Below are 26,271 nucleotides of genomic sequence, written 5' to 3' on the forward strand. Positions count from 1 at the left end.
CCACGGCGTGCCCCCCGTCCGGCCGGAGTACCGTGCGGGGCATGACCGATCAGGACTTCACCACGCGGGTCACCGTGCGCGGCTACGAGACCGACACCCAGGGCCACCTCAACCAGGCCGTCTACCTGCAGTACGCCGAGCACGCCCGCTGGGAGTACCTCCAGGCGGCCGGGATCCGCCAGGCCGACCTGCTCGCCGAGGGCGTCGGCCCGGTGGTGCTGGAGACCACGGTGAAGTACCTGCGGGAGCTGCGCGCCGGGGACACGGTGGAGATCAGCTGCGCGTTCGGCTGGCGGGAGGGCAAGACCTTCCAGGTGGTGCAGCGGTTGACCCGCGAGGACGGCGTGCCGGCCGCGGAGATCACCGGGGTGGGCGGCATCCTCGACCTGGCGGCGCGCCGGCTGGTCGCCGACCCGCGCGAGCCGCTGCGCGCCCTCGCCTCGGACCCGGCGCTGCTCGGCCTCTGACGCCTCCACGGGCCCGCCGCGTGTGCCCGTCACCTGCGTGCCTGCCCCGCGCGTGCCCGCCGCCATGCGTGCCCCCGTGCGTGCCCGCGGCGCGCACGTCACGTCGAACGGCCCGCCGGGGGGATTACCCCACCCCCGGCCGGGCAGCTGCCCGCATGGTCCCAGGTCCACTGTCACAGCAGACTCCTGTGCATGTCGAACACCATCCGTCGTACCGCCGCGGCCACCGTGGCCGCCGCCCTCGCCGTCTCCGTGCTCACCGCCCTGCCCGCCGCGGCGGACCAGGGGCTCCCCGGCCGGGACCACCTCGACTGGTCCGCCTGCCAGGGCCAGGCCGACCCCCGTCAGCAGTGCGCCACCGTCACCGTCCCGCTGGACTACCACGACCCGGGCGGCCAACAGATCACGCTCGCCGTCTCCCGGATCGCCACCGCCAAGCCCGGCCTGCGCCGCGGCGTGCTGCTGACCGTTCCCGGCGGGCCCGGCGGCTCCGGACTCGGCATCCCCGCGAGCGCCGTCAAGCGTCTCCCGCAGTCCGTTCTGGACCGCTTCGACCTGGTCGGCTTCGACCCGCGCGGTGTCGGCCGCTCCACCCCGGTCAGCTGCGGCCTGGACACCCCGGACCTGGCGATGGTCAAGCTGCGGCCCTGGCCCGCCGCGGACGGCTCGATCGACGCGAACCTCGCCACCGAACGCCGGATCGCCGAAACCTGCGCCCGCAACGGCGGCCCGGTGCTGCGCAGCATCTCCACCGCCAACGAGGCCCGCGACATCGACCGGATCCGCCAGGCCCTCGGCGAGCGCAAGCTCTCCGCCTGGGGCACCTCCTACGGCACCTACGCGGGAGCCGTCTACGCCACCATGTTCCCCGGGCACACCGACCGGATCGTGCTGGACAGCAACGACGATCCGGACCCCTCGCGGGTCGGCCGCGGCTGGCTGGCCGCCTTCGGCCAGGGGGCGGAGGACCGCTTCCCCGACTTCGCCAAGTGGGCCTCCGCGCCGGGCAATCCGGACCGGGTCGCGGACACGCCGGAGCAGGTGCGTCCGCTCTTCCTCGACCTCGCCGACCGGCTGGACCGGGCACCGCTGCCCTGGCCGGGCGCCAACCCGGCCGAGCTGAACGGCAACGTGCTGCGGGAGACCATGCTCACCAGCCTCTACGCCGACGCCAAGTTCCCCGATCTGGCCCGGCTGATGCTGGCCGGTCTCGGCCGCCGGCCACTGCCGGCCCCGGTCCTGCCCCCTGAGCAGGCGGTGCAGAACACCACCGCCGTCTCCGTCGGCACCCTCTGCAACGACGTCAGCTGGCCCGCCGACCCGGCCGGCTACGTCAAGGACGTCGCCGCCGACCGCGCCGCCCGTCCGCTCACCGCGGGCATGCCGGTGAACGCGATGCCGTGCGCCTTCTGGCCGTTCAAGGCCGCCGAGCCGCCGGTGCGGGTGACCGACCGGGGCCCGGCGAACGTCCTGCTGGCGCAGAACCTGCGCGACCCGGCCACCCCGTACGGGGGCGCGCTCAAGCTGCGTGCCGCCTTCGGCGACCGGGCCCGGATGGTCACCGTGGACTCCGGCGGCCACGACGTCTACCTGGCGAACGGGAACGCCTGCGGCGACGCGGCGGTGACGGACTTCCTGGTGACGGGCCGCCGCCCGAGCGAGGACGTGTTCTGCCCTGCGGGCTGATCCCGGGCGGGTGGGAGGTTGACACGGGGGAGACAACGGGCTGTGGACGAACGGCCCTTGTCCCTTCGTGGACCTCCATTCGACCCCCGCACATGAGTCGAACCTGTCGCGATTTTGTGACAATAGTTCGCCAACACGCCGCCCGCCACTGGGATTCACGGCCTTAATGTTCGAACTATGTCACCGAAGAGCCGCATACCTGCCCCGGACCCGGGCGACACCTGGGTACCGCGCCCCCGGCGCCGACAGACCCCGCTCGGAATCCTGCGCCATGCGGCCACCTTCCTCGGCTCCAGCGTGCTGGGCGGCGTCCTCCTGGCGGGCCTGATCCTCCCGGGGGCCGGCGCGGTCGGACTCGGCGCCAAGAACGGCGCCGAGGGCTTCGAGAGCATCCCCGACGACTTCAAGACCCCGCCGCTCACCCAGGCCACCCAGATCTACGACGCCAAGGGCGGCCTGATCGCCAAGGTCTACGAGCGCGACCGCACCGTGCTGACCGCCGAGCAGATGTCGCCGCTGATCCGCAAGGCCCAGGTGGACATCGAGGACGCGCGTTTCTACGAGCACGGCGCGGTGGACCTCAAGGGCGTCCTGCGGGCGATCACCAAGAACGCCGAGAGCGGTGCCGCCGTGCAGGGCGCCTCCACCCTCACCCAGCAGTACGTGAAGAACGTCAACGTCGAGATGGCCGGGGACGATCCGGTGGCGGTGCGCGAGGCCCAGCGCAAGACCCTCGGCCGCAAGATCCAGGAACTCCGGTACGCCATCAAGCTGGAGGAGGACCTCCCCAAGGAGCAGATCCTCACCAACTACCTGAACATCACCTTCTACGGCCACCAGGCGTACGGCATCCAGGCCGCCTCCGAGCGCTACTTCAGCAAGGACGCCAAGGACCTCACCCTCCCCGAGGCGGCGATGCTCGCGGGGCTGGTGCAGAACCCGTCCCAGTACGACCCCAAGCTGCACCCGGTGGCCGCCCAGAAGCGCCGGGACACCGTCATCGACAAGATGGTCGAGAACAAGCACATCACCGCCGAGCAGGCCAAGGAGGCCAAGGCCGCCCCGCTCGGCCTCGACTACCGCGACCCGCAGAACGGCTGCATCACCGCCCAGGCCGGGATGGGCTTCTTCTGCGACTACGTGCGGCACGTCGTCAAGCAGGACCCGGCCTTCGGCAAGAGCGCCGCCGACCGCAAGAAGCTCTGGGACACCGGCGGGCTGAACATCTACACCACCCTCGACCCGGACAAGCAGGCCGCCGCGCAGAACGCCGTCTCCACCAAGGTGTACGTCACCGACCCGGTCTCGGCGGCGATGACGATGGTCGAGCCCGGCACCGGCAAGATCCTCGCGATGGCCCAGACCCGCCCCTACGGGCTGGCGAAGGAGAGGAACCAGACCGTCGTCAACCTCAACGTGGACGCGGCGATGGGCGGGGGCGTCGGCTTCCAGCCCGGCTCCAACTTCAAGCCGATCGTGGCCGCCGCCGCCCTCGAGGCCGGGCTGCCGGCCACCCAGCAGTACGACTCGCCGAACCGGATGGACTGGCCGACGATGACGACCTGCGACGGCACCTGGAAGAACCTCAACAAGGGCAGGAAGGACGGGGTCATCCCCAACGAGAGCCCGAGCGAGAAGGGCCCGTACGCGCTCAAGCAGGCGATGGCGCTCTCGGTGAACACCTACTTCGTGCAGATGGAGCAGGAGATCGGGCTCTGCGCCGTCAAGCAGATGGCCAACAAGCTGGGCGTGACGGGCAAGGCGAGCGGCGACCCGCTCCAGGAGGTGCCGGCCCTCGGCCTCGGCACCCAGGAGGTCAGCCCGCTGACCATGGCGAACGTCTACGCGACCTTCGCCGCCCGGGGCGACTACTGCGCGCCGCTGGCGATCAACCGGATCACCACGGTGGACGGCAAGGACGTCCCGGTGCCGCCGGCCCGCTGCAACCAGGTGATGTCCACCGACACCGCCGACGTGATCAACAGCGTGCTGCTGGGCGTGACCGAGAAGGGCGGCACCGCCCGCGACCTCCGGCTGGACGACGACCGCCAGATCGCCGGCAAGACCGGCACCACGGACGAGAAGAAGTCCGCCTGGTTCACCGGCTACACCGGCAACCTGGCCGGCTCGGTCTGGCTCGGCAGCCCGGGTACCAAGGTGCCGATGCGCAACATCCGGATCGGCGGCCAGTACCAGGCCGAGGTGTTCGGAGCGACCGGCCCGGGGCCGATCTGGCAGAAGGCGATGAGCGACGCCGTCCGCACCATGGCCGACAAGGAGTTCACCACCGTCTACATCCCGGACCCGGTCAAGCACGACCCCGGCTGCGCCACCCCCGGCACCCCGCCCGGCCAGGCCACCTGCACCGGGGCGCCCGGCCCGGGGAGCACCGGCCGGCCGCACGGCACCAACCCGTCCACCGGCGCCCCGTCCGGCCGCTACACCCCGACCACCCCGCCGGACCCCGGGGACCCCTCGGACCCGTGAGCCCCCCGACGGCCGCCGCCCGCCTGGGCGCCCGTGCTCAGGCGGGGCGGCCGGTTGCAGTGCGTTGAGGGCGGCGCCGTCCCGCGCCCGTGACGGCGCCACCGCCCCGAACCGGTGTCCTACCGCGCCTCGACCGGCTCGCCGCTGTCCTGGTCGAGGTTGAACACCCGCCGGTAGGAGTCGGTGACCACGGTGATCTGCTCCCGCCCGGTCCAACTGGCCTCCACCAGCCGGGCGCCGTCCGGTGCGCCGCCGACGTCAGCCAGCAGCCAGCGCCGGGCCGACCAGCCCTCGCCGCTCTCCAGCAGCACATGCCAGTGCTCGCCGGCCTGCGATCCGGAGCCGTACGAGCGGTGCACCACCACCAGGGTCCGCTGCGCGCCGGCCGGGGCGTCCTCCCGGCTGCGGGTCTCGGCCGCCGACACCTTGTGCGCGGCCAGCGCGCCGAGCAGGAACACCACCCCGGCCGTCACCGTGACCGCCCGGGAGGCCGCCCGTACGGCGGTGCGGCGGTCGCTCAGCCAGGCGGCGGCGATCAGCGCGGCCAGCGCGCCGCCGAGCAGCAGCTCCGGCCGGTTCAACAGGTCGGCGACCAGCATCAGGCCGCCCGAGCGGCTCTCCCACTGCCCCTCGGTGTACAGCAGGACGGCCACCGCCCCGCAGGCCAGCAGCACCCGGATGAGGGCGCGCCTGGCTCGTGGTGTCCGGCTGGTCCGGCATTCGTTCATCGTCCCCCCGGTCATGTGGTCACAGCTCCGCGAGAAGCTTCCGGCCCTCCGGCCAGTCGCCCAGCCCCGATTCCGAGTTGAGGTGCCCGTACGCGCCCGCCTCGACGTGGCTGGCGCCCCAGGCCGCCGCGAACTCCCGGGCCCGGGCCGGAGTCACCCACGGGTCGTCGGTGGAGGAGACCACCACCGTCGGGAACGGGAACCGCTCCAGCGCCACGGGCCGGAAGCCCAGCAGCTCCGGCACCTCGGCGGTGTCGACGTCCGCCGGGGCGACCAGCAGCGCGCCCCGCACGGCGGCGGTCCGCTCGCTGGACGCCCCCGCCACCCAGCGGGCCGCCGTGATGCAGCCCAGGCTGTGCGCGACCAGCACCACCGGCCCCTCGACGGCGGCCGCCGCCACCGCCGCGTCCACCCGGGCCGCCCAGTCCTGCTGCTCCGGGTGGTCCCAGTCCGCCTGCTCGACCCGCCGGAAGGCCTCCGGCTCGGCCGCCTCCCAGCGGGTCTGCCAGTGCGCGGGGCCGGAGTTCTGGTAGCCGGGGACGACGAGGTAGGTGATCCGGTCAGGCATGGGCTCCTCCGGGAGGCGGTCGGACGGGCTGCGGGTGATGGACGTCCGGTGAGCGGACGGGGGCGGTCGATGGACGGTCGGTGGACGGTCGGCACGAGAGTCTAGGCCGCGCCCGCTCCGGCGCCGCAGCCGGGCGCCGCACCTGCCGCCGCACCCGGCGCGCACGGCTCGCGACCGGCGCGCGAGCCGGGTGCCGCGCCGCCGTACGCCCGGTGCGCCGTGTTGCCAACGGCTGGGCCGGTAGGGGAGGTTGGACCGGGCACGAGCTGCGGCGACCACCGCCCGGGCCGGTAGCAGGCCTGACGCTCGATCACGTGGAGGGATGTCGGCGATGACATCGAAGATCCTGCTCGTCACCGGGGACGCCGCCGAGTCGCTGGAGGTGTTCTACCCGTACCAGCGGTTGCGCGAGGAGGGCTACCAGGTCGACATCGCGGCCCCGACGAGGAAGCGCCTGCAGTTCGTGGTGCACGACTTCGTGGACGGCTACGACACGTACACGGAGAAGCCCGGCTACACCTGGCCTGCCGACCTCGCCCTGGCCGACGTCGACCCGGCCGCCTACGTCGCCCTGGTCATCCCTGGCGGCCGCGCTCCCGAGTACCTGCGCAACGACCCGGACGTGCAGCGGATCGCCCGGCACTTCTTCGAGGGGGACAAACCGGTCGCCCAGATCTGCCACGGCCCGCTGATCACCGCCGCCGCCGGGCTGCTCGACGGCCGCCGCACCTCCGCCTACCCGGCGCTCGCCCCGGACATCACTGCGGCGGGCGCCGAGTTCGTGGAGGGCGAGGCGGTGGTGGACGGCGTGGTCGTCTCGGCCCGGGCCTGGCCCGACCACCCGGCGTGGCTGCGGGCCTTCATCGAGGTCCTGCGCACCAAGGCCCCGCTCAGCTGATCGCCGTCCAGCCGTACCCCGAGGAATCTCGGGGTACGGCTCCGGGGCGCGGTCAGGGGCGCGCGCCCTCCTCCAGGCCGATGACCGCCGCCGATCGCCCTGCCATGCTGTCAACAGCCTTCTGAACGGTCGGAGTTGTGGGGACTCCGGTGGCCTCGAACCAGGGAGAACGGCATGACCGCCGATCCGACCGCCCCCCGCCGCCGGTTCCGCCGGCCGGTGCTGCGCGCCGCCGTCACGATCGCCGCCGGCGCGGGCCTGCTGGCCACCCTCGCCCCGGCCGCCGTCGCCCAGGCCGCCGACCGTTCACCGGCCTCCGGCTGCCACGGCGCCCTCCACCTCACCGCCGCGGACCGCGCCGACCGGACGGACTCCGCCGAGGGCCGCGCCGGCTGGGCCGCCGCGGACTCTGCCCTGGCCGGCCTCACCGGCCCCGGCTACGCGACCTCGGCCCTCGGCGCGGTCCGCGAGGACGGCCGACTGCTCTGGCGCAACGCCTCCGGTGTCGCCGCCCTCGGCGGCGGCCGGCCCGCCGACCCCGACGGCCGCTTCCGGATCGGCAGCGCCACCAAGACCTTCGTCGCCACCACCCTGCTCCAACTCGTCGGCGATCGGCGGCTGGACCTCGACGACCGGCTGGAGTGCCTGCTGCCCGGCGTCGTCCCCAACAGCACCGCGATCACCGTCCGGCAGCTGCTCGACCACACCAGCGGCGTCGCCAACTACACCCAGGACCCGGCCTTCGAGCCCAACGACCCGGACTGGCTGACCGACCGCCGCTTCCAGCCGTACTCCCTCCAGGACCTGGTCGACATCGCGAACAGGTACCCGCCGGCCTTCCCTCCGGGCCAGGACTGGGCCTACTCCAACACCAACTTCGTGCTGATCGGGATGATCATCGAGAAGCTCACCGGCCACAGCTGGCAGGAGGAGGTCACCCGCCGGATCATCCGCCCGCTCCACCTCACCGGCACCACGATGCCCGGCAACTCGCCCTTCGTGCCGGGCCCGCACGCCCACGGCTACCTCAGAACGGCCACCGGCCCGGTGGACGTCACCCTGCTCGACCCCTCGATGGCCGGTTCCGCAGGCGCCGGCATCTCCACCACCGCCGACCTCACCACCTTCATCGCCGCCCTGCTCGGCGGCCGTCTGCTGCCCCCGGCCCAACTCGCCGAGATGCAGCGGACGAGCCGGATCGGCGGCGGTCGGAACTACGGCCTCGGCCTCCAGCGCGTGGACACCCCGTGCGGCACCTTCTGGGGCCACGCCGGCGGCATCCCCGGCTACAGCACCCTGATGCTCGGCTCGGCGGACGGCAGGCGTCAGTTCGCCGCCTCGATCACCGTCTACGACGTCAGGGACGGGACGGCCGCCAACGCCGCCTGGGACAAGCTGACCGGCATCGCCCTGTGCGGCCCCCAGGCCCCGGCGCTCGCACCCTCCGCCGTACCGGGCCTCTCCGCCGTACCGGGCCCCGCATCCGACCTCGCCCGCACCGCGCGGTGACCGGCCCCCTACGCTGACCGGCGACAGACCGTCGACCGCCGCCAGGAGGACGAGAGCCATGGCAGAACCGCTGATCGCCACCGTGGGAGGCAAGGCGCCCGCCGTCGACCCCGGCGCCTTCCTCGCCCCCAACGCCGTCGTCGTGGGTGACGTCACCGTCGCCGCCGGCGCGAGCATCTGGTACGGCGCGGTGCTGCGCGGCGACGCCGAGTCGATCACCGTCGGCGCGGGCAGCAACGTCCAGGACAACTGCACCCTGCACGCCGACCCCGGCTTCCCGCTGGTGGTCGGCGAGCGCATCTCGGTCGGCCACAACGCGGTGCTGCACGGTTGCACCGTCGAGGACGACGTCCTGGTCGGGATGAACGCCACCGTCCTCAACGGCGCCCGGATCGGCGCGGGATCCCTGGTGGCCGCCGGCGCCGTGGTCACCCAGGGCATGGACGTGCCGCCGGGCTCCCTGGTCGCGGGCGTCCCGGCGAAGGTCCGGCGCCCGCTGACCGAGGAGGAGAAGGGCGGCATCAAGGCCAACGGGGAGGGCTACCTCCTGCTCGCCGAGGCCCACCGGCAGATCTGAGGCCGGTCCGACGCTTCCCGCGGCCGCTACAGCCGGTCGTAGACGGCGGACAGCCGGTTCAGTACCTCGGCGGCCCGGTCGAGGGCCTCCTCGTCGTAGTCGCCGAGGTCGCTGTGCAGGGCCTCGGCCAGGGCCTGCTGGCGCTGCCGGTGGCGGTCGCGGCCCGCTTCGGTGAGGGCGACCAGGACGGAGCGCTTGTCCTCGGGTGGCCGGGTGCGGGTGACGTAACCGGCACTGACCAGGCCGTTCACCAGCTGGGTGGTGGCGGCGCCGGTGGTCTCGGTGCCGGCGGCGAGCTGGGTGATGGTGAGCGGCCCCCGGTCGGCCAGGGTGCGCAGGGCCCGGGCGTGGGTGAGGGAGAGGGCCCCCGGGGTGCGGGTGGCGCGGCCGCGCAGTCGGGCGTCGGCGGCGCTGAGGCGGTAGGCGGCGCGGGCCAGGCGGTCGAGCGCCTGGGCGCGTCCGGGCGTGGGCGGCGGCTCGGTCATGGGCGGTTCCTCCTCGGTGGGTTGACAGCAGCCTAGCCTCAGTACTTAATGAATAAGTACTTAATCACTAAGTACTTATCTATCCCTCTCCGGGAGGAGACCGTCATGACCATCCGTTCGACCGGCCAGAGCTGGGCCCTGGACATCGCCCTCGCCCAGGGCGGCTTCGACGCCCTGCATCCCGAGGCTGTCGGGACCATGGAACAGCTCGGCCACGACCACACCGACTTCGCGAAGGTGTTCGCGCTGGTCAGGAGCGGTGCGATGCTGCCCAAGGCGTGGGCCACGGTGGCCGGCCAGGCCGAGGAGCGCGCCGCGCACCACGAGCGCGGGGGCTTCGCGCAGACCGCCGCCGACCTCTACCTGCGGGCGGCGGTGATGTGGGGCCGGGCGCAGTACTCGATCTTCGACGCCGCCGATCCGCGCAAGGCGGCCATGCGCGCCCACGCCAACCACTGCGTGGAGCGGCTGGGCGCCCTGCGCGACGGGCGGGTCCGGCGAGTGGTGCTGGACTTCGAGGGCTCACGGATCTTCGCTCTGCTGCACCTGCCGGCCGGCCCGGTCGAGAACGCGCCCGCCGTCATCCTCGGCCCGGGGATGGACATGATCAAGGAGGACTACATCTGGGCGGCCGAGCGGTACTACACCTCGCGGGGCATGGTCGCGCTGTCCATCGAGGGCCCGGGCCAGGGTGAGAGCCGGGCCGGCGGACTGACCGTCGACCTCGGCAACTACGAGCGGGCGATCGGCCGCTACCTCGACCACCTGTCCTCGCTCCCGGAGGTGGACGCGGAGCGGATCGGCATGTTCGGCATCTCGATGAGCGGCTACTGGGGCTCCCGGGCCGCCGCCACCGACCGCCGGCTGGCCGCGCTCGCCGCCTTCGAGGCTGTCACCGGGGACTTCGCGACGATCTTCGAGCGCGCCCAGCCGACCTTCAAGAACAACTACATGTACATGGCCGGGTACACCGACGAGGAGGCCTTCGACCGGGACCTCGCCCACCGGATGCCGCTCGGCGACCTGGTCGCCGACATCACCTGCCCGGTGCTGTACGGCATCGGCGAGTTCGACGAGCTGACCGACCTCGGCCAGGCCCTGGAGAGCTTCGAGCGCATCCGGGCGCCGAAGGAGCTGCGGGTCTACGAGGACGAGTTCCACCCGCTGGGCGGAGTGGCGGCCGAGGCCTTCCGCTTCGGCGCGGAGTGGCTGGAGCGCGCCCTCGGCGGCGAGTTCGCCGACCCGGGCCGCGACGTGCGCCACTACGTCCACCGCGACGGGCGCACCACCGACGGCACGGCCGATCCCTCCTGGTGGCTCGGCGCGGCCCCGTCGGCGCTCGGCGAACTCCGCCGGGGCTGAGGGCCGGACCACGGCGGAGTTCGCCGGGCGGCCGGGCTACGGCGCCGGGGCCAGGGCCGCGTCCGCCGGTTCCACCGCCGCCGGTTCCACCGGCGCGGGGGCCGGCGGGCGCCGGTCGGCGGCCCAGGCCAGCACCGCGACGACGGCGCCTGAGGCGGCCAGGCCCGAGCCCACCAGGGTCGGCGAGGTCCAGCCGAACCCGGCGTCCAGCGCCAGCCCGCCGAAGTAGGCCCCCTGGGCGTTGGCCAGGTTGAAGGCGCCCTGCACCGTCGCCGAGGCCAGGGTGGGCGCGCTGCGCGCCTTCTGCATGACCAGGGTCTGCACCGCCGGGACGATCGCGAAGCCGAACAGGCCGATCAGCACCACCGTGACGGCCGCCGACCAGCGGGCGTGCGCGGTCACCGCGAGCAGTGCCAGGGCGGCCGAGAGCAGCACGAAGGCCGCGCAGACGGTCGGACGCAGCGCCCGGTCGGCGGCGAACCCGCCGAGCACGTTGCCGATCGTCATCCCCACGCCGAACAGTGCCAGCACCAGGGTCACCGAGCCGCTCGCGTACCCGGAGACCTCGGTGAGCAGCGGCGAGATGTAGCTGTAGCAGGCGAACAGTCCGCCGCAGCCGAGCACCACGGTGGCCAGCGCCAGCCACAGCTGCCCGCTGCGGAAGGCCCGCAGTTCGTGCCGCAGTCCGGACTGGGCGGGGGAGGGGAGGACGGGCACCAGCCGGGCGATGGCGAGCGTCCCGGCGGCGGCGATCAGCACCACCACGAGCATGGTCGCCCGCCAGCCCAGATGCTGGCCGAGCAGGGTGGCGGCCGGGACGCCGACGATGTTGGCGACGGTCAGTCCGGAGAACATCACCGCGACCGCCCGGGCCCGCCGGTCCGGCGCCACCAACTCGGCGGCGGCCACCGCGCCGGCCCCGAAGAAGGCGCCGTGCGGCAGTCCGGTGATCAACCGGGCGGCGGCCAGGGTCCAGAAGTCGGGGGCCAGCGCGCACAACAGGTTGCCGGTCGCGAACAGCCCGGCGAGCGCCACCAGGACGGCCTTGCGGGGCCTCCCGGCGGCCAGCGCGGTGAGCAGCGGCGCGCCGACCACCACCCCCAGCGCGTAGGCGGAGATCAGCCAGCCCGCCTGCGGGATGGACACGTGCAGGCTGTCGGCGACCTGGGGGAGCAGCCCCATGGCGGCGAACTCGGTGGTGCCGATGGCGAAAGCGGTGACGGCCAGCGCGAACAGCGCGAGGGGCAAGGGGGTGACTCCGGGGTGATGCCCGCGCCGGGACGGCACGCGGCGGGGGATTCGTTCACCGGGCATCCTAATCGGGTCGGATGACACCCCCGTGAGCCCTGTGTGACGAACGGGGGTCGGCTGACCGGAGGAGGTCGCCGATGCGGCCGCGGCGCGGGAGACTGGGGACATGTGCCGCAACATCAAGACGCTGCGACCGCCCGTGACACCGGACGCCGACGAGGAGGACTTCCGCGCCGCCGCGCTGCAGTACGTCCGCAAGGTTTCCGGCTTCCGCGCCCCGGCCGCGCACAACCGCGAGGCCTTCGACCGGGCCGTGGACGCGGTCGCCGAAGCCACCGCCAGGCTGCTCGACGAGCTGGAGATCCGCGGCTCGCACGCCCGGGCCGCCGAGGCCACCGTCTGAGCGCCCGGCGCGTACGGGCCGCCCACAGGGAGCAGGAGCCGGTGATGAACCCCGCCAACCGTTACGCCCTCACCTTCCCCGGTACGCCGGGTACCCAGGCCCCGCAGGACGTGGTCGTGGTCGCTCGGACCGATGCCAAGGGTCCGGGCGGGCACCCCGTGTACGAGGACGACACCGGCATCGTCCGGGCCGAGATCAGTGACGCGGGCGAGGTGCGGATGCTCGCCAGTGGCGGCCAGCAGAGTCCGCACATGCCGGTGCACGCCCACCCGCTGCCCTAGGGTCTGCCCTCGAACGCCCGCCCGCGGGGCGGGGCGTGGGGCACAATCGCCCCATGACCACAGCGATCTGGCAGGGAACCGTCGTCGCCGAGAGCGAGGACACCGTCGTCGTCGAGGGCAACCACTACTTCCCGGTCGACTCCGTCCGGGCCGAGTTCCTGCGACCGTCCGACACCACCACGGTGTGCGGCTGGAAGGGCACCGCCAACTACTACACGCTGGAGGTGGCCGGGCAGAGCAACCCGGACGCCGCCTGGTACTACGCCGACCCGAAGCCCGAGGCCGAGCACGTCCGGGGCCGGGTGGCCTTCTGGCGCGGCGTGGAGATCACCGAATAGCGCCCCGTACCACCCCGCTCCCGGCGTACCACCCCGCTCCCGGTGCCCGACCGCAGCGGTCGGGCACCGGGAGCGGGGGCCTGGTCAGACGGCCGGGGGCGGGGCGACCGCGCCGCGCCCCTCCTTGACGCCGTTCACCATCGCCTGGTGGACGGCCCGCGCGGTGGCCTCGTCCGCCGCGGGCACCGGACTGCCGGAGACCGTGTACCAGTCGAGCGCGCCGGTGTACTGGACGGTCAGCCGGGCCTCGCCGTCCACCCACGTGGTGTGCACGGTGAGGTCGCCGGAGATCGGCCCGACCTCGGCGGTGGTGACCCCGCCGGGGCCGCTGATGATCGACTGGGTGGTCCAGGTCGCCCACGAGGTTCGCGGGTCCGCGGCCGGCCGGGCCTGTCGGCTGGTTTGATCGTGTTCGGTCATGCGCCTATCCTCCCCCGCCGGTGGGCCGCCGAGCAGCGACACCTGCGGTCGCAGGGACCGCCCGGTCGCGCCGGGCGGTCGGATCGGTGTGGCGGACGGTCAGTTGTTCGCGCCGGGTTCGTCCGGCGTGGAGTCGCCCTCTGCCGGGGAGGTGTCCTGTGCGTGCAGGTTCTGCATCGAGGTGATGCCCTCCTCGGGGTCTGCGGCGCGGACGTCCTCCTCGTGGGCGGTGCTGCTCACTTCGGAGCGTTCGCTCATGTCGGTCATCGCGGGCTCCGTCTCCTCGGCCGGTCCCGGCACGCCGGGGCCGGAGGCGTGGCTGGACCGGGTCTGTCTGTCGCCCCTCCAGCCTGCCTCCCGCGCGGTGCAGGGGCCAGTCGGGTGACCCGCCCGCCCCCGCCACTTCCGCCACTGCGACCACCGCCGCCGCTCGCTGCCGCCCCGCCGCCCGCCGCCCGCCGCTCCCGAGCAGCGCCCCGGTCGCGCTCACCAGGTCACGGGCAGCGACCGCATCCCGTAGATGAACGATTCCGTACGGAACTCCCGCTCGCCCTGCGTGACGGCCAGCCGAAGGCCGGGCAGGCGTCGGAACAGGGTCTCCAGGGCGATCTGCAACTCGGCGCGGGCCAGTGGCTGGCCCAGGCACTGGTGCACGCCGAAGCCGAACGCCATGTGCCGGCGGGCGTCGCGCTCCAGGTCCAGTTCGTCGGTGGGCCGCCGGTCGGGGCCGCCGAACACCTCCTCGTCCCGGTTGGCGGTGGAGACCATCGCGATCACGCCCTCCCCGGCCCGGACCGTCACGCCGCCCAGCTCCACGTCCTCCAGCGCCACCCGGGGCAGCCCGGTGTGCACGATGGTCAGCAGGCGAAGCAGCTCCTCCACCGCGCCGGGCAGCGCGGCCGGGTCGGCGAGCCTGGCGATCTGCTCGGGCTGCTCCAGCAGCAGGGCGGTGGACAGCGAGATCATGTTCGCGGTCGTCTCGTGCCCGGCGATCAGCAGCAGGACCCCGGTGCTGGCGATCTCGTCCAGGGTCAGGTCGTCCCGCACGGCCAGCCTGCTGAGGATGTCGTCCTCCGGCTGCTCGCGCTTGCGGGCCGCCAGGGTGCGCAGGTACTCCAGGACCTCGTCCCGGGCCGCCTTGAGCTGCTCCATGGTGCTCTCCCGGCTGAGCAGGGTGCGGCTCAGGAACTGGAAGCGGTCGCGGTCCTCGTACGGCACCCCGAGCAGCAGGCAGATCACCAACGAGGGCACCGGGAGCGCGAACTCGGTGACCAGGTCGGCCTCGGTGCGGCCCTCGGTCATCCGGTCCAGCGCCTCGTCCACGATCCGCTGGATGTCCGGGCGCAGCGCGGCCACCCGCTTGACCAGGAAGTCGCCGGTGACCATGCGGCGTTGCCGGGCGTGCTCGGGGTCGTCCAGCCGCAGGAAGCTCGGATTGTCGGTGACCAGCGTCTCCCGGCTGCCGGGGACCAGCAGCGGGAAGGCCGGGTGGCGCACGTCCGCGCTGAAGCGGCGGTCGGACAGGACGGTGCGGACCTCGGCGTAGCCGGTCGCCAGCCAGCACGAGCTGCCGTCGGGCAGGTCGGCGCGGGTCATCGGGCCGGTGGCGGCGGCCTCGGTGTACGCCGGCGGCGGGGCGAAGGGGCAGCCGCTGGAGTGCGGGGCCGGCAGGGGGACGGCCTGGGCGGTGGGTGTGGTGGTCACGGTGGGGGTCTCCTCGCGTCGCGGTGTGCTGGTGTCGCGGTGTCCTCGTGGGTCGTGGGGTCGTGGTCGTTGGGCCGCGTAAGGTCGTGCGGTCGTGGGGCCGTGCGGCCGTGGGTTCGACGGCCTGCCCGTCAGGCCCCGGTCCCGGCCGCCCCGTCCTCGGTGACGGTGATCGCGCCGCTCGGGCAGAGCTCGGCGGCCAGTCTGACGTCCTCGAACTGCTCTGGCTGGACGACGGCTTGACGGAGCATCACCAAGCTGTCCCGGTCGTCCTGGTCGAAGACCGCGGGGGCGTTCATGACGCACATCCCGGAGCTGCAGCAACGGTCACGGTCGACGCTCACCTGCATGTCGGGCACCTCTCGCCAGTGCGCCGCCGGCTGCCCGGCGGCCGCCTCTCGTTGTCATCGCCAACCTAACCGCCGCTCGTCCGTCCACGGAGGGCGCGGCGGCCGGATCAGCGAGATTGGCCGATTCGTTGCTCGTCCCAACCGGCTTGTGGGGCAATAGGTTTGAATGGACGCCATACCGCAGGGCGGCGTACGTCGCTGCTCCGCGGAGTGCGGTTCACAGGCCTTCGGCGGCGGCCAGCTCCCGTACGGTGGCGACGGTGTCCGCCTCGGCGGCGCTCTTGTCCGGCCGGTAGCGCACCACCCGGGCGAACCGCAGCGCCAGCCCCGCGGGGTAGCGGGGGCTGCGCTGGAGGCCGTCGAAGGCGATCTCGACGACCAGTTCCGGCCGGACCCGCACCGTCCGGGCATCCCGGTCGGTCTCCCGGGCGAGCAACTCGGCGGTCTGCCAGTCGAGGGTCGCATCCGTCAGCCCCTTGAAGGTCTTGCCGAGCATCACCCACGGGCCGAGGCCCGGCTCGGCCGCGGTCGCCCGGGCCCCCAGGTGCAGATTGCTCAGGAACCCCTGCCGCCGTCCGCTGCCCCACTCGGCGGCCAGCACCACCAGGTCCAGGGTGTGCCGGGGCTTCACCTTGATCCAGCCGGCCCCGCGCCGCCCCGCCGCGTACCCGGCCGCCGGGTCCTTCACCAGCACGCCCTCGTGGCCGAGCGCCAGCGCCTCCCGGAAGAACGCCAGCGCCTGCGACCGGTCCCCGGTCTCGGTCCGGGCCACCCGCAGCCCCTCCGGCACCGCCTCGGCCAGCGCCGCCCAGCGCTCCCGGCCCGGACGGTCCACCAGGTCCTCGCCGTCCCGGTGCAACAGGTCGAAGAAGTAGACGCTGAGCGGTACTTCGGCCCGCATCCGGTCCGGATCCTGCCGGGAGGCGGAGCGCGCCGCGGTCTCCTGGAACGGGCGCGGCCGCCCGTCCGGACCGAGTGCTACGGCCTCGCCGTCCAGCACCGCCGTCCGCACCGGCAACGCGAGCGCCGCCTCCGCCACCTCGGGCACGCGCGCGGTGATGTCGTCCAGGCTGCGGGTGAACACCGCCACCTCTCCACCGTCCCGGTGCACCTGGACCCGGATGCCGTCCAGCTTCCACTCCACCCCAGCGGGCCCGGTGCGCTCCAGCGCCGAGGCCACGTCCGGCGCCGAAGCCGCCAGCATCGGCCGCACCGCCCGCCCCACCTCCAGCCCGAACGCCGCCAGCGCCGCCGCGCCCCCTCCCAAGGCCGCCTCCGCGACTGCCCGCGCCGACCCCCGGAACATCAACGCCCGCCGCACCGCCGTCACCGGCACCCCGGCCGCCTGCGCCACCGCCTCCCCGACCAGCGCGTCCAGAGCCCCCTGCCGCAGATCCCCGACCAGCACCGCCCGCAGGAACCCCTGCTCCACCTCCGTCGCCCGGCCGAACAGCCCCACCAGCAGCCGCCGCCGCTGCGCCTGCGACCCCGCCCCGCGCACCTCCGCGAGCCGCTCCAGCTCCCGTTCCACCTCCCGCACACCCAACGAGGGCTCCGCCGCCGGCCCCGGCAGGTCCCGCAGCCCGGCCCACCCCACCCCCGTCCGCAACCGCTGTGCCTCACCCGACAGCAACACCACCGCCGCCGCTCCCTCCTCGGCCCCCAACTCCCGCAGGCACCCCGCCAACAACCCCACCTTCGCCCGCCGCCCGGGCTCCGCCGCCACCTCCCGCGACACCACCGCCAACCGCCACAGCCCCATCCGCCCACACCTCCAACACCCAGCATCGACGCGCCCGCCCACCCCCGCACCCGGGGGCACCCCCTTCAGAGAGCCCGCACAACGCCCGGAGCCGCCGTGCCCTGCCCCACCAGCCGTTCGAGCCAGGGTGGCGGCCGGGCGTCGGCCGCCACCCCCGGGCCGGCGCGGGAGGCCACTTGGACAGGGAAAACGCAACGTCGACAGGGCCCGCCGGAGCGGCTACCTTCACCTGGTCCTCGGTGATCGCCCACCGGCGCACCGGAGTTTCCTTCGCCGCCGAGCCCGCCCGCCCACGCCGGGGCGCGCCGGTCACGCCCCACACTCCTCGCCCCCCGTGCCCAGGCCACCGAAACGGGTCCACGTCGGGCCCCCAACCAGGGAGATACGCATGCCCCATCTCGCGCTGTACACGTTCGGCACCCTGAAGTCACCCCTTGTCGATCCCGCGCCTCTCACGGAGGAGTTCTACGACGTCGGCGCGACCGTCTACCAGGAGATCAGTCGGCACCCCGGGTACCTCGCGCATGCCGAAGCGGCAGACGGTGAACGGGGCGTGTTCTTCGAGGCGGACTGGGGCGCCTGGGGGGAGTTCGCCGTACCGGCCTGGTACAGCAAGGGCCGTACCAGGGAAACCACCGCCCTGGCCGCAACCCTCTCACTCTGGACCGGCCTGAGCCCCGCCGTCGACGCCATCTACACCGGACTGCACCGTCGGGCGCTGACCAGGCGTCATGACTGGGTCGAGAGGACGGAGTACCCGAACTACGTGACCTGGTGGGTCTCCGAGGGTGCGATACCCGCCTGGCGGGACGGGGTCTCCAGGCTGGAGCACCTCCACGACCACGGCGCCGCGCCGCACGCCTTCACCTTCCACCACTCGTTCGCCCCGGACGGAACTGCGGCCAGGGCCGGAAGCGTCGGGCCGAAGAGCGACCCGGTCCGCTGAGGGGGCCCTGTGTCGATCGAGTGCGTCCGCCGCGTGGACGGCCTGGTCTACCGCTACCGCCGGGACGGCGAGTTCAACGGCAGGCCGTCGTTCAAGCGGGTGGACCTCGACGTGTGGTGCCGGTGGCTGCCGGTCCGGGGGTGGTGCACCGTCGGTGCCGACGGGGCCGCCAACGGCTGGCCGCTGCACGGCGGTTCGGGCGACCGCAGGTTTCCGCCGCCGGGCCCCTGGCGCAGTTGGAAGGCCGGCAGGTCGTATCTCTACGACCTGCGCCGCACCGGTGGGTGACGCCCTCCCGCGTACGGTCTGCCGCCGCCCGGGTGCCCGCCGTGTCAGAGCGCGCTGAGTTCGCCCAGGCCCAGGGTGCGCAGGGTGTGATCGGCCAGCTGCAGATGCCCGGCGGCGTTGGGGTGGGCGGGGTCGTCGAGCCACGCGATCGCCTCGCCGTCGGGGAAGGCGGCGAGCCAGTGCGCCTCGTGGTCGACGAGCAGCGCGCCGGTCTCCGACGCGAGTTCGCGGACGGCCCGGCAGTACGCGGGCAGCTCGATGTGGGGCATGTTCCCGGCCTGGCTGACCACGAGGGGCGTGTGCAGCACGATCTGCGCACCGGCGCTCCGGCGGATGATCTCGCGCATGGCGTCGCGGAACTCCGGGAGCCCGTCCGGCCCGGCGTGCGCGTCGTTGGTGCCGAGCGACAGCGACAGCACGTCCGGTGCGAACCGGCCGATGACGAAGTCGTACGCCCCGAGCACGTCGGTGGCCCGCCAGGCGGACACGCCCGTGTTGATCACGATGTCCGTCAGCCGGTCCAACTGCCAGCAGATCCGTTCCCGCACGTGCTCGACCCAGCCGCGCGCGCCGTGGGTGTGTTCGACGGCCTGGGTGATGCTGTCTCCGGCCATCACCCAGGTCATCGGATCGTCGGAAAGCTCGACCATGTGACCTTCTCCCTAACGTTCCGCTCGCAGCTCCCCGCCGCGACGCCCAGAGAGGCGATCCTAGGTCGCGGGCCGGTCGGCGGGAACCGGTCACCAGGGCACGGGAGTGCCTTCCCAGGAGGAGAACCCGCCGGTGGCCGTCCGTGGCCGGGGCGCCGACGGTCGGTCTCCGAAGGCCGTACCGCCTGTCGGCGTTACTGCTTGACAGGGTGCGTAATACTGTAACGCGCGCGGTCCGAGGCGCCGTCGGAGCGGGCCGCGCCCGCGTACTCGCCCAGCAGCTCGGAGCACCACATGCACCCCTTCCTCGACCACCCGGGGCCGCTGGCCTTCGCGCACCGGGGTGGTGAACTCGGGCATCCGGAGAACTCGCTGGCCGCCTTCGAGGCCGCCGTGGCTCTCGGGTACCGGTACCTGGAGACGGATGTGCACGCCACCGCGGACGGTGTGCTGGTGGCTTTCCACGACTCCCGGCTCGACCGGGTGACCGACCGTCGAGGGGCGCTCGCCGAGCTGCCGTGGCAGGAGGTCAGGCGCGCCCGGATCGGGGGTACGGAGCCGGTGCCGCTGCTGGAGGACCTGCTCGGCGCGTTCCCCGGGGTCCGCTTCAACGTGGACGTGAAGGCGGCGCCGGCCGTCGGGCCGCTGGTCGAGGCGATCCGCCGGACCGACGCCTGGGACCGGGTCTGCGTCGGCGGCTTCTCCGACAGCCGGCTGGCCGCCGTCCGCGCCGCCGCCGGTCCCCGGCTGGCCACCTCGCTGGGCCCGCGCGAGGTGGCCCGGCTGCGGCTGCGCTCGCTGGCCGGGCCGTTGCTGCCGGGGCGCGGGGCGCCGTTCGCCGGGGTGTGCGCGCAGGTGCCGGAGCGGCACAAGGGGGTGCGGGTGGTCGACCGGGCCTTCGTCCGGGCCGCCCACCGGCTCGGACTGCAGGTCCACGTGTGGACTGTGGACGATCCCACACGGATCAGGGCTCTCCTCGACCTCGGTGTGGATGGCATCATGGCGGATCGCATCGACGTCCTGCGGGACGTCCTCGGCGAGCGCGGCTGCTGGACGGACGGCAGCACCGGCTCCAGCACGGTGAAATAGGAGCCCCATGAGCACCACGGACCACTTGCCGGACGACGTCTCGTCGCCCCCGGCGTCCGCCGGCGAAGGCCGGGACCTGCGCCGGATGCAGTTCGGCTGGTACATCAACGACTGGGCCAACGCCGCCTTCTCGGCCACCGTCCTGACGGTGTTCCTCGGGCCGTACCTGACCGAGGTGGCGAAGAACGCCGCCGACGCGTCCGGCAACGTGCATCCGCTGGGCCTGACGATCCGTGCCGGATCGTTCTTCCCGTACACGGTCTCCTTCTCGGTGCTGATCTCGGTCGCGGTGATGCTGCTGACCGGCACGGTCGCCGACCGTACCGGGCGGCACAAGGAGCTGATGTGCGGCTTCGCCTACGTCGGCGCGCTCGCCACCATGGGGATGTTCCTCCTGCACGGCGACCGCTACCTGCTCGGCGGCGCGCTGCTGGTGGTCGCCAACATCGCGTACGCGGTGTCCGTGGCGCTCTCCTACGCCTACCTCCCGGGCCTGGCCGCCCCCGACGAGCGCGACGCGGTCTCCTCCAAGGGCTGGGCCTACGGCTACGCGGGCGGCGGACTGCTGCTGATCGCCAACCTGGCACTGTTCCAGGGCCACGACGCGCTCGGCCTGTCCTCCGGCACCGCCGTGCGGATCTGCCTGGTCTCGGCCGGCCTGTGGTGGGCGCTGTTCACGATCGTCCCGATGCTGCGGCTGCCCTCCCGGGCCGGCGTCGTCCGCGAGCGCACCGCGGCCGCCGCCGACCGGCCCGCCGCCGGCAGCCTGCGCGAACTCGGCCGCACCCTCAAGGGCATGCGCAGGCACCCGCTGACGCTGCTCTACCTGGCCGCCTTCCTCTGCTACAACGACGGCATCCAGACCGTCGTCTCGCAGGCCTCGCTGTACGGCAGCGAGGAGCTCGGGATGGAGCAGACCTCGCTGGTCGTCGCCGTCCTGATGGTGCAGATCGTGGCGATCGGCGGCGCGCTGCTGCTCGGCCGGATCGCCCACCGCTACGGCGCCAAGAAGACCATCCTCGGCTCGCTGGTCGGCTGGGTGGTCACCCTGGCCCTGGGCTACTCCATGCCCGCCCACCAGCCCGTCTGGTTCTACGCGCTGGCCTGCATGATCGGCCTGGTGCTCGGGGGCAGCCAGGCGCTCTCCCGCTCGCTGTTCTCCCACCTCATCCCGGCGGGGCGGGAGGCCGAGTACTTCAGCGTCTACAAGGTCAGCGACCGCGGCACCAGCTGGATGGGTCCGCTGGTCTTCGGCCTCGCCTACCAGGTCACCGGCAGCTACCGCTCGGCGATCATCTCGCTGCTGATCTTCTTCGTGATCGGCTTCGCGGTGCTGGTGAAGGTCCCGGTGCGCCGCGCCATCGAGGCCGTCGGCAACCCGGTGCCCGAGCGGCTCTGAGCCGATCGGCGGCGGCCGGGCGGCCGCCTGTACGCGCCCGGCCGCCCGTGCAGCCCGGCCGCCTGTACGCGGTCACCGTACGGGGTCAGAGATCGGCGACCAGCCGGCCGATGCCGTCGAGGAACTCCTCCAGCGTGCGGGCGACGAGCGTGAAGTCGCCGTCCGGGGAGGCCGTGGTCGACCTCCAGACCCGTCCGCTGTGTCCGGTCGCGAACAGGTGGCCCCCGCCGTCACTGCCGAAGACCAGCGCCAGCCGTTCGCCCCCGATGGCCGGGGTGCCGTACTCGCGGACGTGCCCCGTGACCGCCGCCGGCGAGTGGACGAAGTAGCCGTTGTCGACGTCGGGCAGGCTCGCCCGGTCGAGCTCCCCGTAGAGCGTCGCCAGATCCGGGGGGACCGGCAGCAGCTCGCCGAGCGCCCCCGCCGCCCGCAGGCTGGCGTCCGTGGCGGGGGCCAAGGCGTTCTCGCCGGGCGGGAAGCCGTACCGCGCGGCGAAGGACCGGGTGAACCCGGTCAGGGCCGTGCCGGTCCGCGCGCACCAGGCCCGCAGCCACTGCGGGTCGAGCCGGGGACCGGGCAGCGGTGTGGGGTTCCGGAGGTCCACGGTGAGGGACCGGCGCCACCTGGCCCCGGGGCGGGCGGCGCCGGGGCCGGCCTCTCCCGCCCGCTCGGCCCGCAGCTCCGCCAGCTGCCGGGCGCCCATGGCGCGCAGCCGCGCCAGGCCCTCCTCGTCGGCCTCCTCGCTGCCCGGGTAGAGGGCGATGTGCTGCGCCCCGTCCTCGTCCTGCCAGCTGTAGCCCTGGTACTGCGTCGTCGGCTCGTCCACCGCAGGGAACCTCCGCTCCGTGGCTGTCGGGTCGACCCACCGTAGGCGATGGGCCCGTACCGGGGGAAAGCGCTTCACTCTCCCGGGTACCGCTCGCAGGCGCGTGCGGACAGCCGCCGCAGTGGAGTGCGGGGCGGGCGGTGTTGGCCGGGGTGGAGATCGGCCGGGGGCCGACGGGGCGTCATGCTGGGCGGGCCAGTACGACCGGCCGACCGAGGGGACCGAAAATGAGCACCACCGCCGCGAAGCGCTGGACCGTCAGTGCGCCGGAGGCCGGGGACCATCCGGCCTGGCGCGAGCTCTTCCGCGGGTACTGCGCGTTCTACCGGGTGCCGATGCCGGAGGAGAAGGCCGAGCTGGTGTGGTCCTGGCTCAACGACCCGGCGCACGAGCTGGAGGGGCTGCTGGCCCGCGACGCCGACGGGACACCGGTCGGGCTGGCGCACTTCCGGCCGTTCTCCCGTCCGCTGCACGGGGCGGTCGGCGGCTTCCTGGACGACCTGTTCGTCGCTCCCGAGGTGCGGGGCGGCGGGGCGGTGGACGAACTGCTGGCCCGGCTGCGGGAGATCGCCGCGGAGCGCGGGTGGAGCACCATCCGGTGGATCACGGCGGACGACAACCACCGGGCGCGCAGCAAGTACGACCAGGTCGCCACCCGGACGATGTTCGTCACCTATGACATGGCCCCGGAGAGCACGGACTCCTGAGGGTTCCTCGGACCCTGGAACGTCAACGTGTCGTCAACCGGGGCGCCTGACCGGTTCGCGTGATCAAGTCGCCGGACATTCGTTCGGACTTTCTGTTATCGGCCCTCCGCCGGGGGGTCTCCCAGGTGTCGGCACCCGACCAGCCGACCTGGACAGAAAGCAGTGGCCACGTGAACAGCGACGACAGGACGACCATCGGCCCGGTGACCGGCAGCGGGGACGGCGGTCACGGCCGCCCGGGTGGCCGGGCCGCGCGGCGGGCCGCCGCCCAGCGGCACCAGGGCCGCGGCCGTCGGGGGCGCAGGCGTGGCGGCTTCGTGCCGGTGACGGCGGTCGTCGCCGCCGTGGCCGGGACCGGGCTGCTCGCCGCGCTGGCCGGGGCGGGGTACGCGGCGTTCGACGGCAAGCAGTCGGACCGGGACCTCGCCGGGCAGGCGGCCGCGGCCGACTCGCTGGTCGCCGCCGAGCTGGGGACCCACGACGGCATCCAGGTGCCGGGCACCGGGGGAACCAACCCCTCGGGCTCCGCGCTGCCGGCCGGCAGCCCGACGGCGACCGGCCCGGCGGCCACCCCGAGCGCGACCGCCACCGAGACCGCCGGTGCGACCGCCTCGGCCTCCCCGACGGCCGCGCCCACCGCGACGGCGACCGCGAGCGCCCGGCCCACCGCCACCGCGAAGGCGAGCCCGACGGCCACCCGTACGGGCGCGAACGGCGCCGGGGCCACCGCCCAGCGGGCCGCCGCCGCCCCTGCGGCCGCCCCGGCGGGCGGCGGCCCGAACACCTCGTACGCGCAGCAGGTCGTGGACCTGGTCAACGGCGAGCGCGCCAAGGCCGGTTGCGGTCCGGTCAGCGCCGAGCCCCGGCTGGCGAGCGCGGCCCAGTCGCACAGCGACGACATGGCCGACCGCAACTACTTCGACCACGCCAGCCCCGAGGGCTACCACGCCGACCACCGGATCGAGGCCACCGGCTACCGCTGGAGCACCTGGGGCGAGAACATAGCCCGCGGTCAGAAGGACCCGGCGGCGGTGATGGACGCCTGGATGAACAGCCCGGGCCACCGCGCGAACATCCTGAACTGCTCCTTCACGCAGCTCGGGGTGGGTGTGCGGACCGGCGCCAACGGCCCGTGGTGGACCCAGGTGTTCGCCGCCCCGGCCTGACCGGGCCCCGGCAGAGGTTCCGTCCGGGACCGGGCACGGTTCCGATCGGGCCCCGGCCCCGCTCCTCACACGCAGTCCGATTTTCCGATTCCGCTCACATTGTTGTTATCTGATCACTCCCCACAGGTCTCCCAGGAGGCAGCGGCGGACGGAAACACGGCAAGACGGAGTGCGGACCATGAACGCTGATGTGCAGAACAGGACCGGGACGACCCTGGTACGTGCGGCGCAGGCAGGTGACCGGCAGGCCCAGGAGGCCCTGGTCGCCGCCTGGCTGCCGCTCGTCTACAACGTGGCCGGCCGCGCCCTCGGCGGCCACGCCGATGTGGACGACGTCGCCCAGGAGACCATGATCCGGGCCCTGGACGGCCTCGACGGGCTGCGCGAGCCGGAGTCCTTCCGGTCCTGGCTGGTCGCCATCACCATGAACCAGGTCCGCCGCCGCCATGCCGCCGGACAGCAGCAGCCCACCGTCGGCGGCTTGGACGAGACCTGGGAAGTCGCCGACCCCCGGGCCGACTTCACCGACCTCACCATCCTGCGGCTCGGCCTGTCCGGCCAGCGGCGCGAAGTGGCCGAGGCCACCCGCTGGCTGGACCCGGACGACCGCGAGCTGCTCGCTCTGTGGTGGCTGGAGGCGAGCGGTGAACTCTCCCGCGCCGAGCTGGCCGAGGCCCTGGACCTGAGCCCGCAGCACGCCGCCGTCCGCGTCCAGCGGATGAAGAAGCAGCTGGAGGCCGGCCGGGTCGTGGTCCGCGCCCTCGGCGCCTATCCGCGCTGCCCCCAGCTCGCCGAGGTCACCGTGGGGTTCGACGGCACCCCGAACTCGGTCTGGCGCAAGCGGATCGCCCGGCACATCCGCGGCTGCGCCGGCTGCGACGGCCTCGGCCGCGACCTCTTCCCCGCCGAAGGCCTGCTGGCCGGCCTCGCCATGGTCCCGATCCCCTCGACCTCGCCCACCCTGCTGCACCTCCAGCACACCGCGGCCACCGCCGCGACGGCCGGGCACTCCGCCACCGCCGTAGGTGCGGCGGGCACGGGCCCGGGCGCGGCGGGTACCGGCACAACGGGCACAGCGGGTACTGCGGGCACAACGGGTACCGCCGGCGCCGGTTCGGGCACGGGCTCGGGTGCGGCCACCGGTACCGCCAGCGGCTCGGGCGGGCACGGCGGTTGGGCCGGCGCAGCCGCCCGCAAGGCCGTCCTGGCGAGCGGCGCGGCCGCCGCGGTGGCGGTCACCACCCTGGCCCTGGTCTGGCCGAACCACGGCGAGCCGCCGAGCACGGCGGCACCCGAACCCAGCACCCCGGCCGCCGCGATGGACACCCCGGCGGCCCTGCCCGCGACCCCGTCGGCCACTCCCACGCCCACCCCGACGCCCACGCCCAGCGACACCCCGACATCCACGCCCACGCCGACCGCGACCCGGTCGGCCACCGCCGCGCCGCCGCCCAACCCGGAGCGGCAGCTGGTGGACCTGGTCAACGCCGAACGCGCCAAGGCGGGTTGCGCCCCGCTGCGGATCGACCCCCGGCTGCACAGCTCCGCCCAGAAGCACGCCGACGACATGGCCGCCCGCGGCTTCTTCGACCACGTCAACCCCGACGGCGTCCGCCCGGACGCCCGGATCACCGCGGCGGGCTACCGCTGGTCCCAGTGGGGCGAGAACCTCGACCGGGGCCCGACCACGCCGGCGGCCGTCTTCGCCCGGTGGATGGACGGCGGCATCCACCAGTCCAACATGCTCGACTGCGGCCTCAAGGACATCGGCGTCGGCGTCGCCGCCAGTCCGGCGGGCACCCTGTGGACCCAGGACCTCGGCGCCCCGATGTCCTGACGCACCCCCGTCCGTCCTGACCGCCGGTGCCGGTGCCGGTGCCGGCGGCGGGCGGCGGCGCGGTCGTTTCCGGCCAACTTCTTGACG

The 26,271-nt window shown here is 73.8% G+C and carries 28 protein-coding genes; 17 read left to right on the plus strand and 11 right to left on the minus strand.

The window, feature by feature from the left end:
* Positions 1-41 precede the first annotated feature (41 nt).
* The 3 genes from HS99_RS00095 to HS99_RS00105 all read left to right on the plus strand — a co-directional run bounded on the left by HS99_RS00095 (position 42) and on the right by HS99_RS00105 (position 4,640).
* Positions 42-467, plus strand: coding sequence for an acyl-CoA thioesterase (locus HS99_RS00095; protein WP_030285105.1), 426 nt, complete (start codon positions 42-44; stop codon positions 465-467).
* 192 nt (positions 468-659) lie between these two features.
* Positions 660-2,153, plus strand: a complete 1,494-nt coding sequence (locus HS99_RS00100) for an alpha/beta hydrolase (RefSeq protein ID WP_030285107.1) — start codon at positions 660-662, stop codon at positions 2,151-2,153.
* A 177-nt stretch (positions 2,154-2,330) separates the two neighbouring features.
* Positions 2,331-4,640, plus strand: a complete 2,310-nt coding sequence (locus tag HS99_RS00105) for a transglycosylase domain-containing protein (RefSeq protein ID WP_050366987.1) — start codon at positions 2,331-2,333, stop codon at positions 4,638-4,640.
* Between the two features lie 119 nt (positions 4,641-4,759).
* Here HS99_RS00105 and HS99_RS00110 read toward each other — a convergent pair whose 3' ends face one another.
* Positions 4,760-5,383 (minus strand): hypothetical protein, encoded by a 624-nt coding sequence (locus HS99_RS00110; RefSeq protein ID WP_141763623.1) that lies wholly within the window; start codon positions 5,381-5,383, stop codon positions 4,760-4,762.
* 4 nt (positions 5,384-5,387) lie between these two features.
* Positions 5,388-5,936, minus strand: coding sequence for an RBBP9/YdeN family alpha/beta hydrolase (locus HS99_RS00115; RefSeq protein ID WP_030550109.1), 549 nt, complete (start codon positions 5,934-5,936; stop codon positions 5,388-5,390).
* Positions 5,937-6,267: 331 nt separating this feature from the next.
* Here HS99_RS00115 and HS99_RS00120 point away from each other — a divergent pair, with 331 nt between their 5' ends.
* The 3 genes from HS99_RS00120 (at position 6,268) to HS99_RS00130 (ending at position 8,920) form a co-directional block, all read left to right on the plus strand.
* Positions 6,268-6,834: a DJ-1/PfpI family protein gene (locus tag HS99_RS00120; RefSeq protein WP_030285115.1), complete on the plus strand. Its 567-nt coding sequence runs from the start codon at positions 6,268-6,270 to the stop codon at positions 6,832-6,834.
* 174 nt (positions 6,835-7,008) lie between these two features.
* On the plus strand, positions 7,009-8,343 hold the full coding sequence (locus tag HS99_RS00125; protein ID WP_051835455.1) for a serine hydrolase domain-containing protein: 1,335 nt from the start codon (positions 7,009-7,011) through the stop codon (positions 8,341-8,343).
* Positions 8,344-8,401: 58 nt separating this feature from the next.
* Entirely contained in the window at positions 8,402-8,920 is a 519-nt protein-coding gene (locus HS99_RS00130; RefSeq protein WP_030285121.1) for a gamma carbonic anhydrase family protein, read from the plus strand.
* Between the two features lie 26 nt (positions 8,921-8,946).
* Here HS99_RS00130 and HS99_RS00135 read toward each other — a convergent pair whose 3' ends face one another.
* On the minus strand, positions 8,947-9,405 hold the full coding sequence (locus tag HS99_RS00135; RefSeq protein WP_030550111.1) for a MarR family winged helix-turn-helix transcriptional regulator: 459 nt from the start codon (positions 9,403-9,405) through the stop codon (positions 8,947-8,949).
* Between the two features lie 105 nt (positions 9,406-9,510).
* Here HS99_RS00135 and HS99_RS00140 point away from each other — a divergent pair, with 105 nt between their 5' ends.
* Entirely contained in the window at positions 9,511-10,767 is a 1,257-nt protein-coding gene (locus HS99_RS00140) for an alpha/beta hydrolase (RefSeq protein ID WP_030285130.1), read from the plus strand.
* A gap of 36 nt (positions 10,768-10,803) precedes the next feature.
* On the opposite strand, the gene HS99_RS00145 is transcribed toward HS99_RS00140, so the two are convergent.
* A complete protein-coding gene (locus HS99_RS00145) occupies positions 10,804-12,015 on the minus strand; it encodes an MFS transporter (protein ID WP_030550112.1) in 1,212 nt (403 codons plus the stop codon).
* Between the two features lie 169 nt (positions 12,016-12,184).
* Here HS99_RS00145 and HS99_RS00150 point away from each other — a divergent pair, with 169 nt between their 5' ends.
* The 3 genes from HS99_RS00150 to HS99_RS00160 are packed head-to-tail and all read left to right on the plus strand — an operon-like array spanning position 12,185 to position 13,040.
* On the plus strand, positions 12,185-12,421 hold the full coding sequence (locus HS99_RS00150; protein ID WP_030285134.1) for a DUF2277 domain-containing protein: 237 nt from the start codon (positions 12,185-12,187) through the stop codon (positions 12,419-12,421).
* A 44-nt stretch (positions 12,422-12,465) separates the two neighbouring features.
* Positions 12,466-12,702 carry a DUF6296 family protein gene (locus tag HS99_RS00155; RefSeq protein ID WP_030285135.1) on the plus strand — a complete coding sequence of 79 codons (237 nt, stop codon included), beginning with the start codon at positions 12,466-12,468 and terminating at the stop codon, positions 12,700-12,702.
* Positions 12,703-12,755: 53 nt separating this feature from the next.
* On the plus strand, positions 12,756-13,040 hold the full coding sequence (locus tag HS99_RS00160) for a DUF427 domain-containing protein (protein WP_030285137.1): 285 nt from the start codon (positions 12,756-12,758) through the stop codon (positions 13,038-13,040).
* An 84-nt stretch (positions 13,041-13,124) separates the two neighbouring features.
* Here HS99_RS00160 and HS99_RS00165 read toward each other — a convergent pair whose 3' ends face one another.
* The 5 genes from HS99_RS00165 to HS99_RS00180 form a co-directional block, all read right to left on the minus strand.
* Positions 13,125-13,460 (minus strand): hypothetical protein, encoded by a 336-nt coding sequence (locus HS99_RS00165; protein ID WP_046385760.1) that lies wholly within the window; start codon positions 13,458-13,460, stop codon positions 13,125-13,127.
* A gap of 99 nt (positions 13,461-13,559) precedes the next feature.
* Entirely contained in the window at positions 13,560-13,727 is a 168-nt protein-coding gene (locus HS99_RS44410; protein WP_157881785.1) for a hypothetical protein, read from the minus strand.
* A 219-nt stretch (positions 13,728-13,946) separates the two neighbouring features.
* A complete protein-coding gene (locus tag HS99_RS00170) occupies positions 13,947-15,164 on the minus strand; it encodes a cytochrome P450 (RefSeq protein WP_030285142.1) in 1,218 nt (405 codons plus the stop codon).
* Positions 15,165-15,295: 131 nt separating this feature from the next.
* Positions 15,296-15,514, minus strand: a complete 219-nt coding sequence (locus HS99_RS00175) for a ferredoxin (protein WP_030285145.1) — start codon at positions 15,512-15,514, stop codon at positions 15,296-15,298.
* A gap of 217 nt (positions 15,515-15,731) precedes the next feature.
* Positions 15,732-17,276 (minus strand): ATP-dependent DNA ligase, encoded by a 1,545-nt coding sequence (locus tag HS99_RS00180; protein WP_030285147.1) that lies wholly within the window; start codon positions 17,274-17,276, stop codon positions 15,732-15,734.
* Positions 17,277-17,664: 388 nt separating this feature from the next.
* Between HS99_RS00180 and HS99_RS00185 the strand changes: the two genes are divergently transcribed.
* Both HS99_RS00185 and HS99_RS00190 read left to right on the plus strand, forming a co-directional pair.
* The gene (locus HS99_RS00185) at positions 17,665-18,222 is read left to right on the plus strand and encodes a DUF3291 domain-containing protein (protein WP_030285148.1); all 558 of its coding nucleotides are present in this window, start codon (positions 17,665-17,667) and stop codon (positions 18,220-18,222) included.
* A gap of 9 nt (positions 18,223-18,231) precedes the next feature.
* Positions 18,232-18,510 (plus strand): hypothetical protein, encoded by a 279-nt coding sequence (locus tag HS99_RS00190; protein WP_030550113.1) that lies wholly within the window; start codon positions 18,232-18,234, stop codon positions 18,508-18,510.
* 44 nt (positions 18,511-18,554) lie between these two features.
* Here HS99_RS00190 and HS99_RS00195 read toward each other — a convergent pair whose 3' ends face one another.
* Entirely contained in the window at positions 18,555-19,160 is a 606-nt protein-coding gene (locus tag HS99_RS00195; RefSeq protein WP_046386760.1) for an SGNH/GDSL hydrolase family protein, read from the minus strand.
* Between the two features lie 294 nt (positions 19,161-19,454).
* On the opposite strand from HS99_RS00195, the gene HS99_RS00200 reads away from it, so the two are divergent.
* Together HS99_RS00200 and HS99_RS00205 are read left to right on the plus strand one after the other, a co-directional pair.
* The gene (locus tag HS99_RS00200; RefSeq protein WP_033350072.1) at positions 19,455-20,249 is read left to right on the plus strand and encodes a glycerophosphodiester phosphodiesterase family protein; all 795 of its coding nucleotides are present in this window, start codon (positions 19,455-19,457) and stop codon (positions 20,247-20,249) included.
* A 7-nt stretch (positions 20,250-20,256) separates the two neighbouring features.
* Positions 20,257-21,648: an MFS transporter gene (locus HS99_RS00205; protein WP_030285158.1), complete on the plus strand. Its 1,392-nt coding sequence runs from the start codon at positions 20,257-20,259 to the stop codon at positions 21,646-21,648.
* An 85-nt stretch (positions 21,649-21,733) separates the two neighbouring features.
* Here HS99_RS00205 and HS99_RS00210 read toward each other — a convergent pair whose 3' ends face one another.
* Positions 21,734-22,474, minus strand: a complete 741-nt coding sequence (locus HS99_RS00210; RefSeq protein WP_232543169.1) for a hypothetical protein — start codon at positions 22,472-22,474, stop codon at positions 21,734-21,736.
* Positions 22,475-22,701: 227 nt separating this feature from the next.
* Here HS99_RS00210 and HS99_RS00215 point away from each other — a divergent pair, with 227 nt between their 5' ends.
* From HS99_RS00215 to HS99_RS00225, 3 genes are all read left to right on the plus strand, one after another.
* Positions 22,702-23,181 carry a GNAT family N-acetyltransferase gene (locus HS99_RS00215; RefSeq protein ID WP_030285162.1) on the plus strand — a complete coding sequence of 160 codons (480 nt, stop codon included), beginning with the start codon at positions 22,702-22,704 and terminating at the stop codon, positions 23,179-23,181.
* A gap of 170 nt (positions 23,182-23,351) precedes the next feature.
* The gene (locus tag HS99_RS00220) at positions 23,352-24,347 is read left to right on the plus strand and encodes a CAP domain-containing protein (RefSeq protein ID WP_051746938.1); all 996 of its coding nucleotides are present in this window, start codon (positions 23,352-23,354) and stop codon (positions 24,345-24,347) included.
* A gap of 178 nt (positions 24,348-24,525) precedes the next feature.
* Positions 24,526-26,184, plus strand: coding sequence for a sigma-70 family RNA polymerase sigma factor (locus HS99_RS00225; RefSeq protein WP_030550126.1), 1,659 nt, complete (start codon positions 24,526-24,528; stop codon positions 26,182-26,184).
* Positions 26,185-26,271: the final 87 nt, after the last annotated feature.

It is taken from the genome of Kitasatospora aureofaciens, assembly GCF_001188955.3.
GTDB classification, from domain to species: domain Bacteria; phylum Actinomycetota; class Actinomycetes; order Streptomycetales; family Streptomycetaceae; genus Kitasatospora; species Kitasatospora aureofaciens.

Bases quoted from the DNA above. Each gene is read 5' to 3' on its own strand.
- HS99_RS00205 (WP_030285158.1), top strand. From the start codon at position 20,257: ATGAGCACCACGGACCACTTGCCGGACGACGTCTCGTCGCCCCCGGCG.
- HS99_RS00125 (WP_051835455.1), top strand. From the start codon at position 7,009: ATGACCGCCGATCCGACCGCCCCCCGCCGCCGGTTCCGCCGGCCGGTG.
- HS99_RS44410 (WP_157881785.1), bottom strand. From the start codon at position 13,727: ATGACCGACATGAGCGAACGCTCCGAAGTGAGCAGCACCGCCCACGAG.
- HS99_RS00140 (WP_030285130.1), top strand. From the start codon at position 9,511: ATGACCATCCGTTCGACCGGCCAGAGCTGGGCCCTGGACATCGCCCTC.
- HS99_RS00110 (WP_141763623.1), bottom strand. From the start codon at position 5,383: ATGACCGGGGGGACGATGAACGAATGCCGGACCAGCCGGACACCACGA.
- HS99_RS00150 (WP_030285134.1), top strand. From the start codon at position 12,185: ATGTGCCGCAACATCAAGACGCTGCGACCGCCCGTGACACCGGACGCC.
- HS99_RS00120 (WP_030285115.1), top strand. From the start codon at position 6,268: ATGACATCGAAGATCCTGCTCGTCACCGGGGACGCCGCCGAGTCGCTG.
- HS99_RS00195 (WP_046386760.1), bottom strand. From the start codon at position 19,160: ATGGTCGAGCTTTCCGACGATCCGATGACCTGGGTGATGGCCGGAGAC.
- HS99_RS00165 (WP_046385760.1), bottom strand. From the start codon at position 13,460: ATGACCGAACACGATCAAACCAGCCGACAGGCCCGGCCGGCCGCGGAC.
- HS99_RS00130 (WP_030285121.1), top strand. From the start codon at position 8,402: ATGGCAGAACCGCTGATCGCCACCGTGGGAGGCAAGGCGCCCGCCGTC.
- HS99_RS00225 (WP_030550126.1), top strand. From the start codon at position 24,526: ATGAACGCTGATGTGCAGAACAGGACCGGGACGACCCTGGTACGTGCG.
- HS99_RS00200 (WP_033350072.1), top strand. From the start codon at position 19,455: ATGCACCCCTTCCTCGACCACCCGGGGCCGCTGGCCTTCGCGCACCGG.
- HS99_RS00115 (WP_030550109.1), bottom strand. From the start codon at position 5,936: ATGCCTGACCGGATCACCTACCTCGTCGTCCCCGGCTACCAGAACTCC.
- HS99_RS00160 (WP_030285137.1), top strand. From the start codon at position 12,756: ATGACCACAGCGATCTGGCAGGGAACCGTCGTCGCCGAGAGCGAGGAC.
- HS99_RS00215 (WP_030285162.1), top strand. From the start codon at position 22,702: ATGAGCACCACCGCCGCGAAGCGCTGGACCGTCAGTGCGCCGGAGGCC.
- HS99_RS00175 (WP_030285145.1), bottom strand. From the start codon at position 15,514: ATGCAGGTGAGCGTCGACCGTGACCGTTGCTGCAGCTCCGGGATGTGC.
- HS99_RS00155 (WP_030285135.1), top strand. From the start codon at position 12,466: ATGAACCCCGCCAACCGTTACGCCCTCACCTTCCCCGGTACGCCGGGT.
- HS99_RS00180 (WP_030285147.1), bottom strand. From the start codon at position 17,276: ATGGGGCTGTGGCGGTTGGCGGTGGTGTCGCGGGAGGTGGCGGCGGAG.
- HS99_RS00185 (WP_030285148.1), top strand. From the start codon at position 17,665: ATGCCCCATCTCGCGCTGTACACGTTCGGCACCCTGAAGTCACCCCTT.
- HS99_RS00135 (WP_030550111.1), bottom strand. From the start codon at position 9,405: ATGACCGAGCCGCCGCCCACGCCCGGACGCGCCCAGGCGCTCGACCGC.
- HS99_RS00100 (WP_030285107.1), top strand. From the start codon at position 660: ATGTCGAACACCATCCGTCGTACCGCCGCGGCCACCGTGGCCGCCGCC.
- HS99_RS00105 (WP_050366987.1), top strand. From the start codon at position 2,331: ATGTCACCGAAGAGCCGCATACCTGCCCCGGACCCGGGCGACACCTGG.
- HS99_RS00095 (WP_030285105.1), top strand. From the start codon at position 42: ATGACCGATCAGGACTTCACCACGCGGGTCACCGTGCGCGGCTACGAG.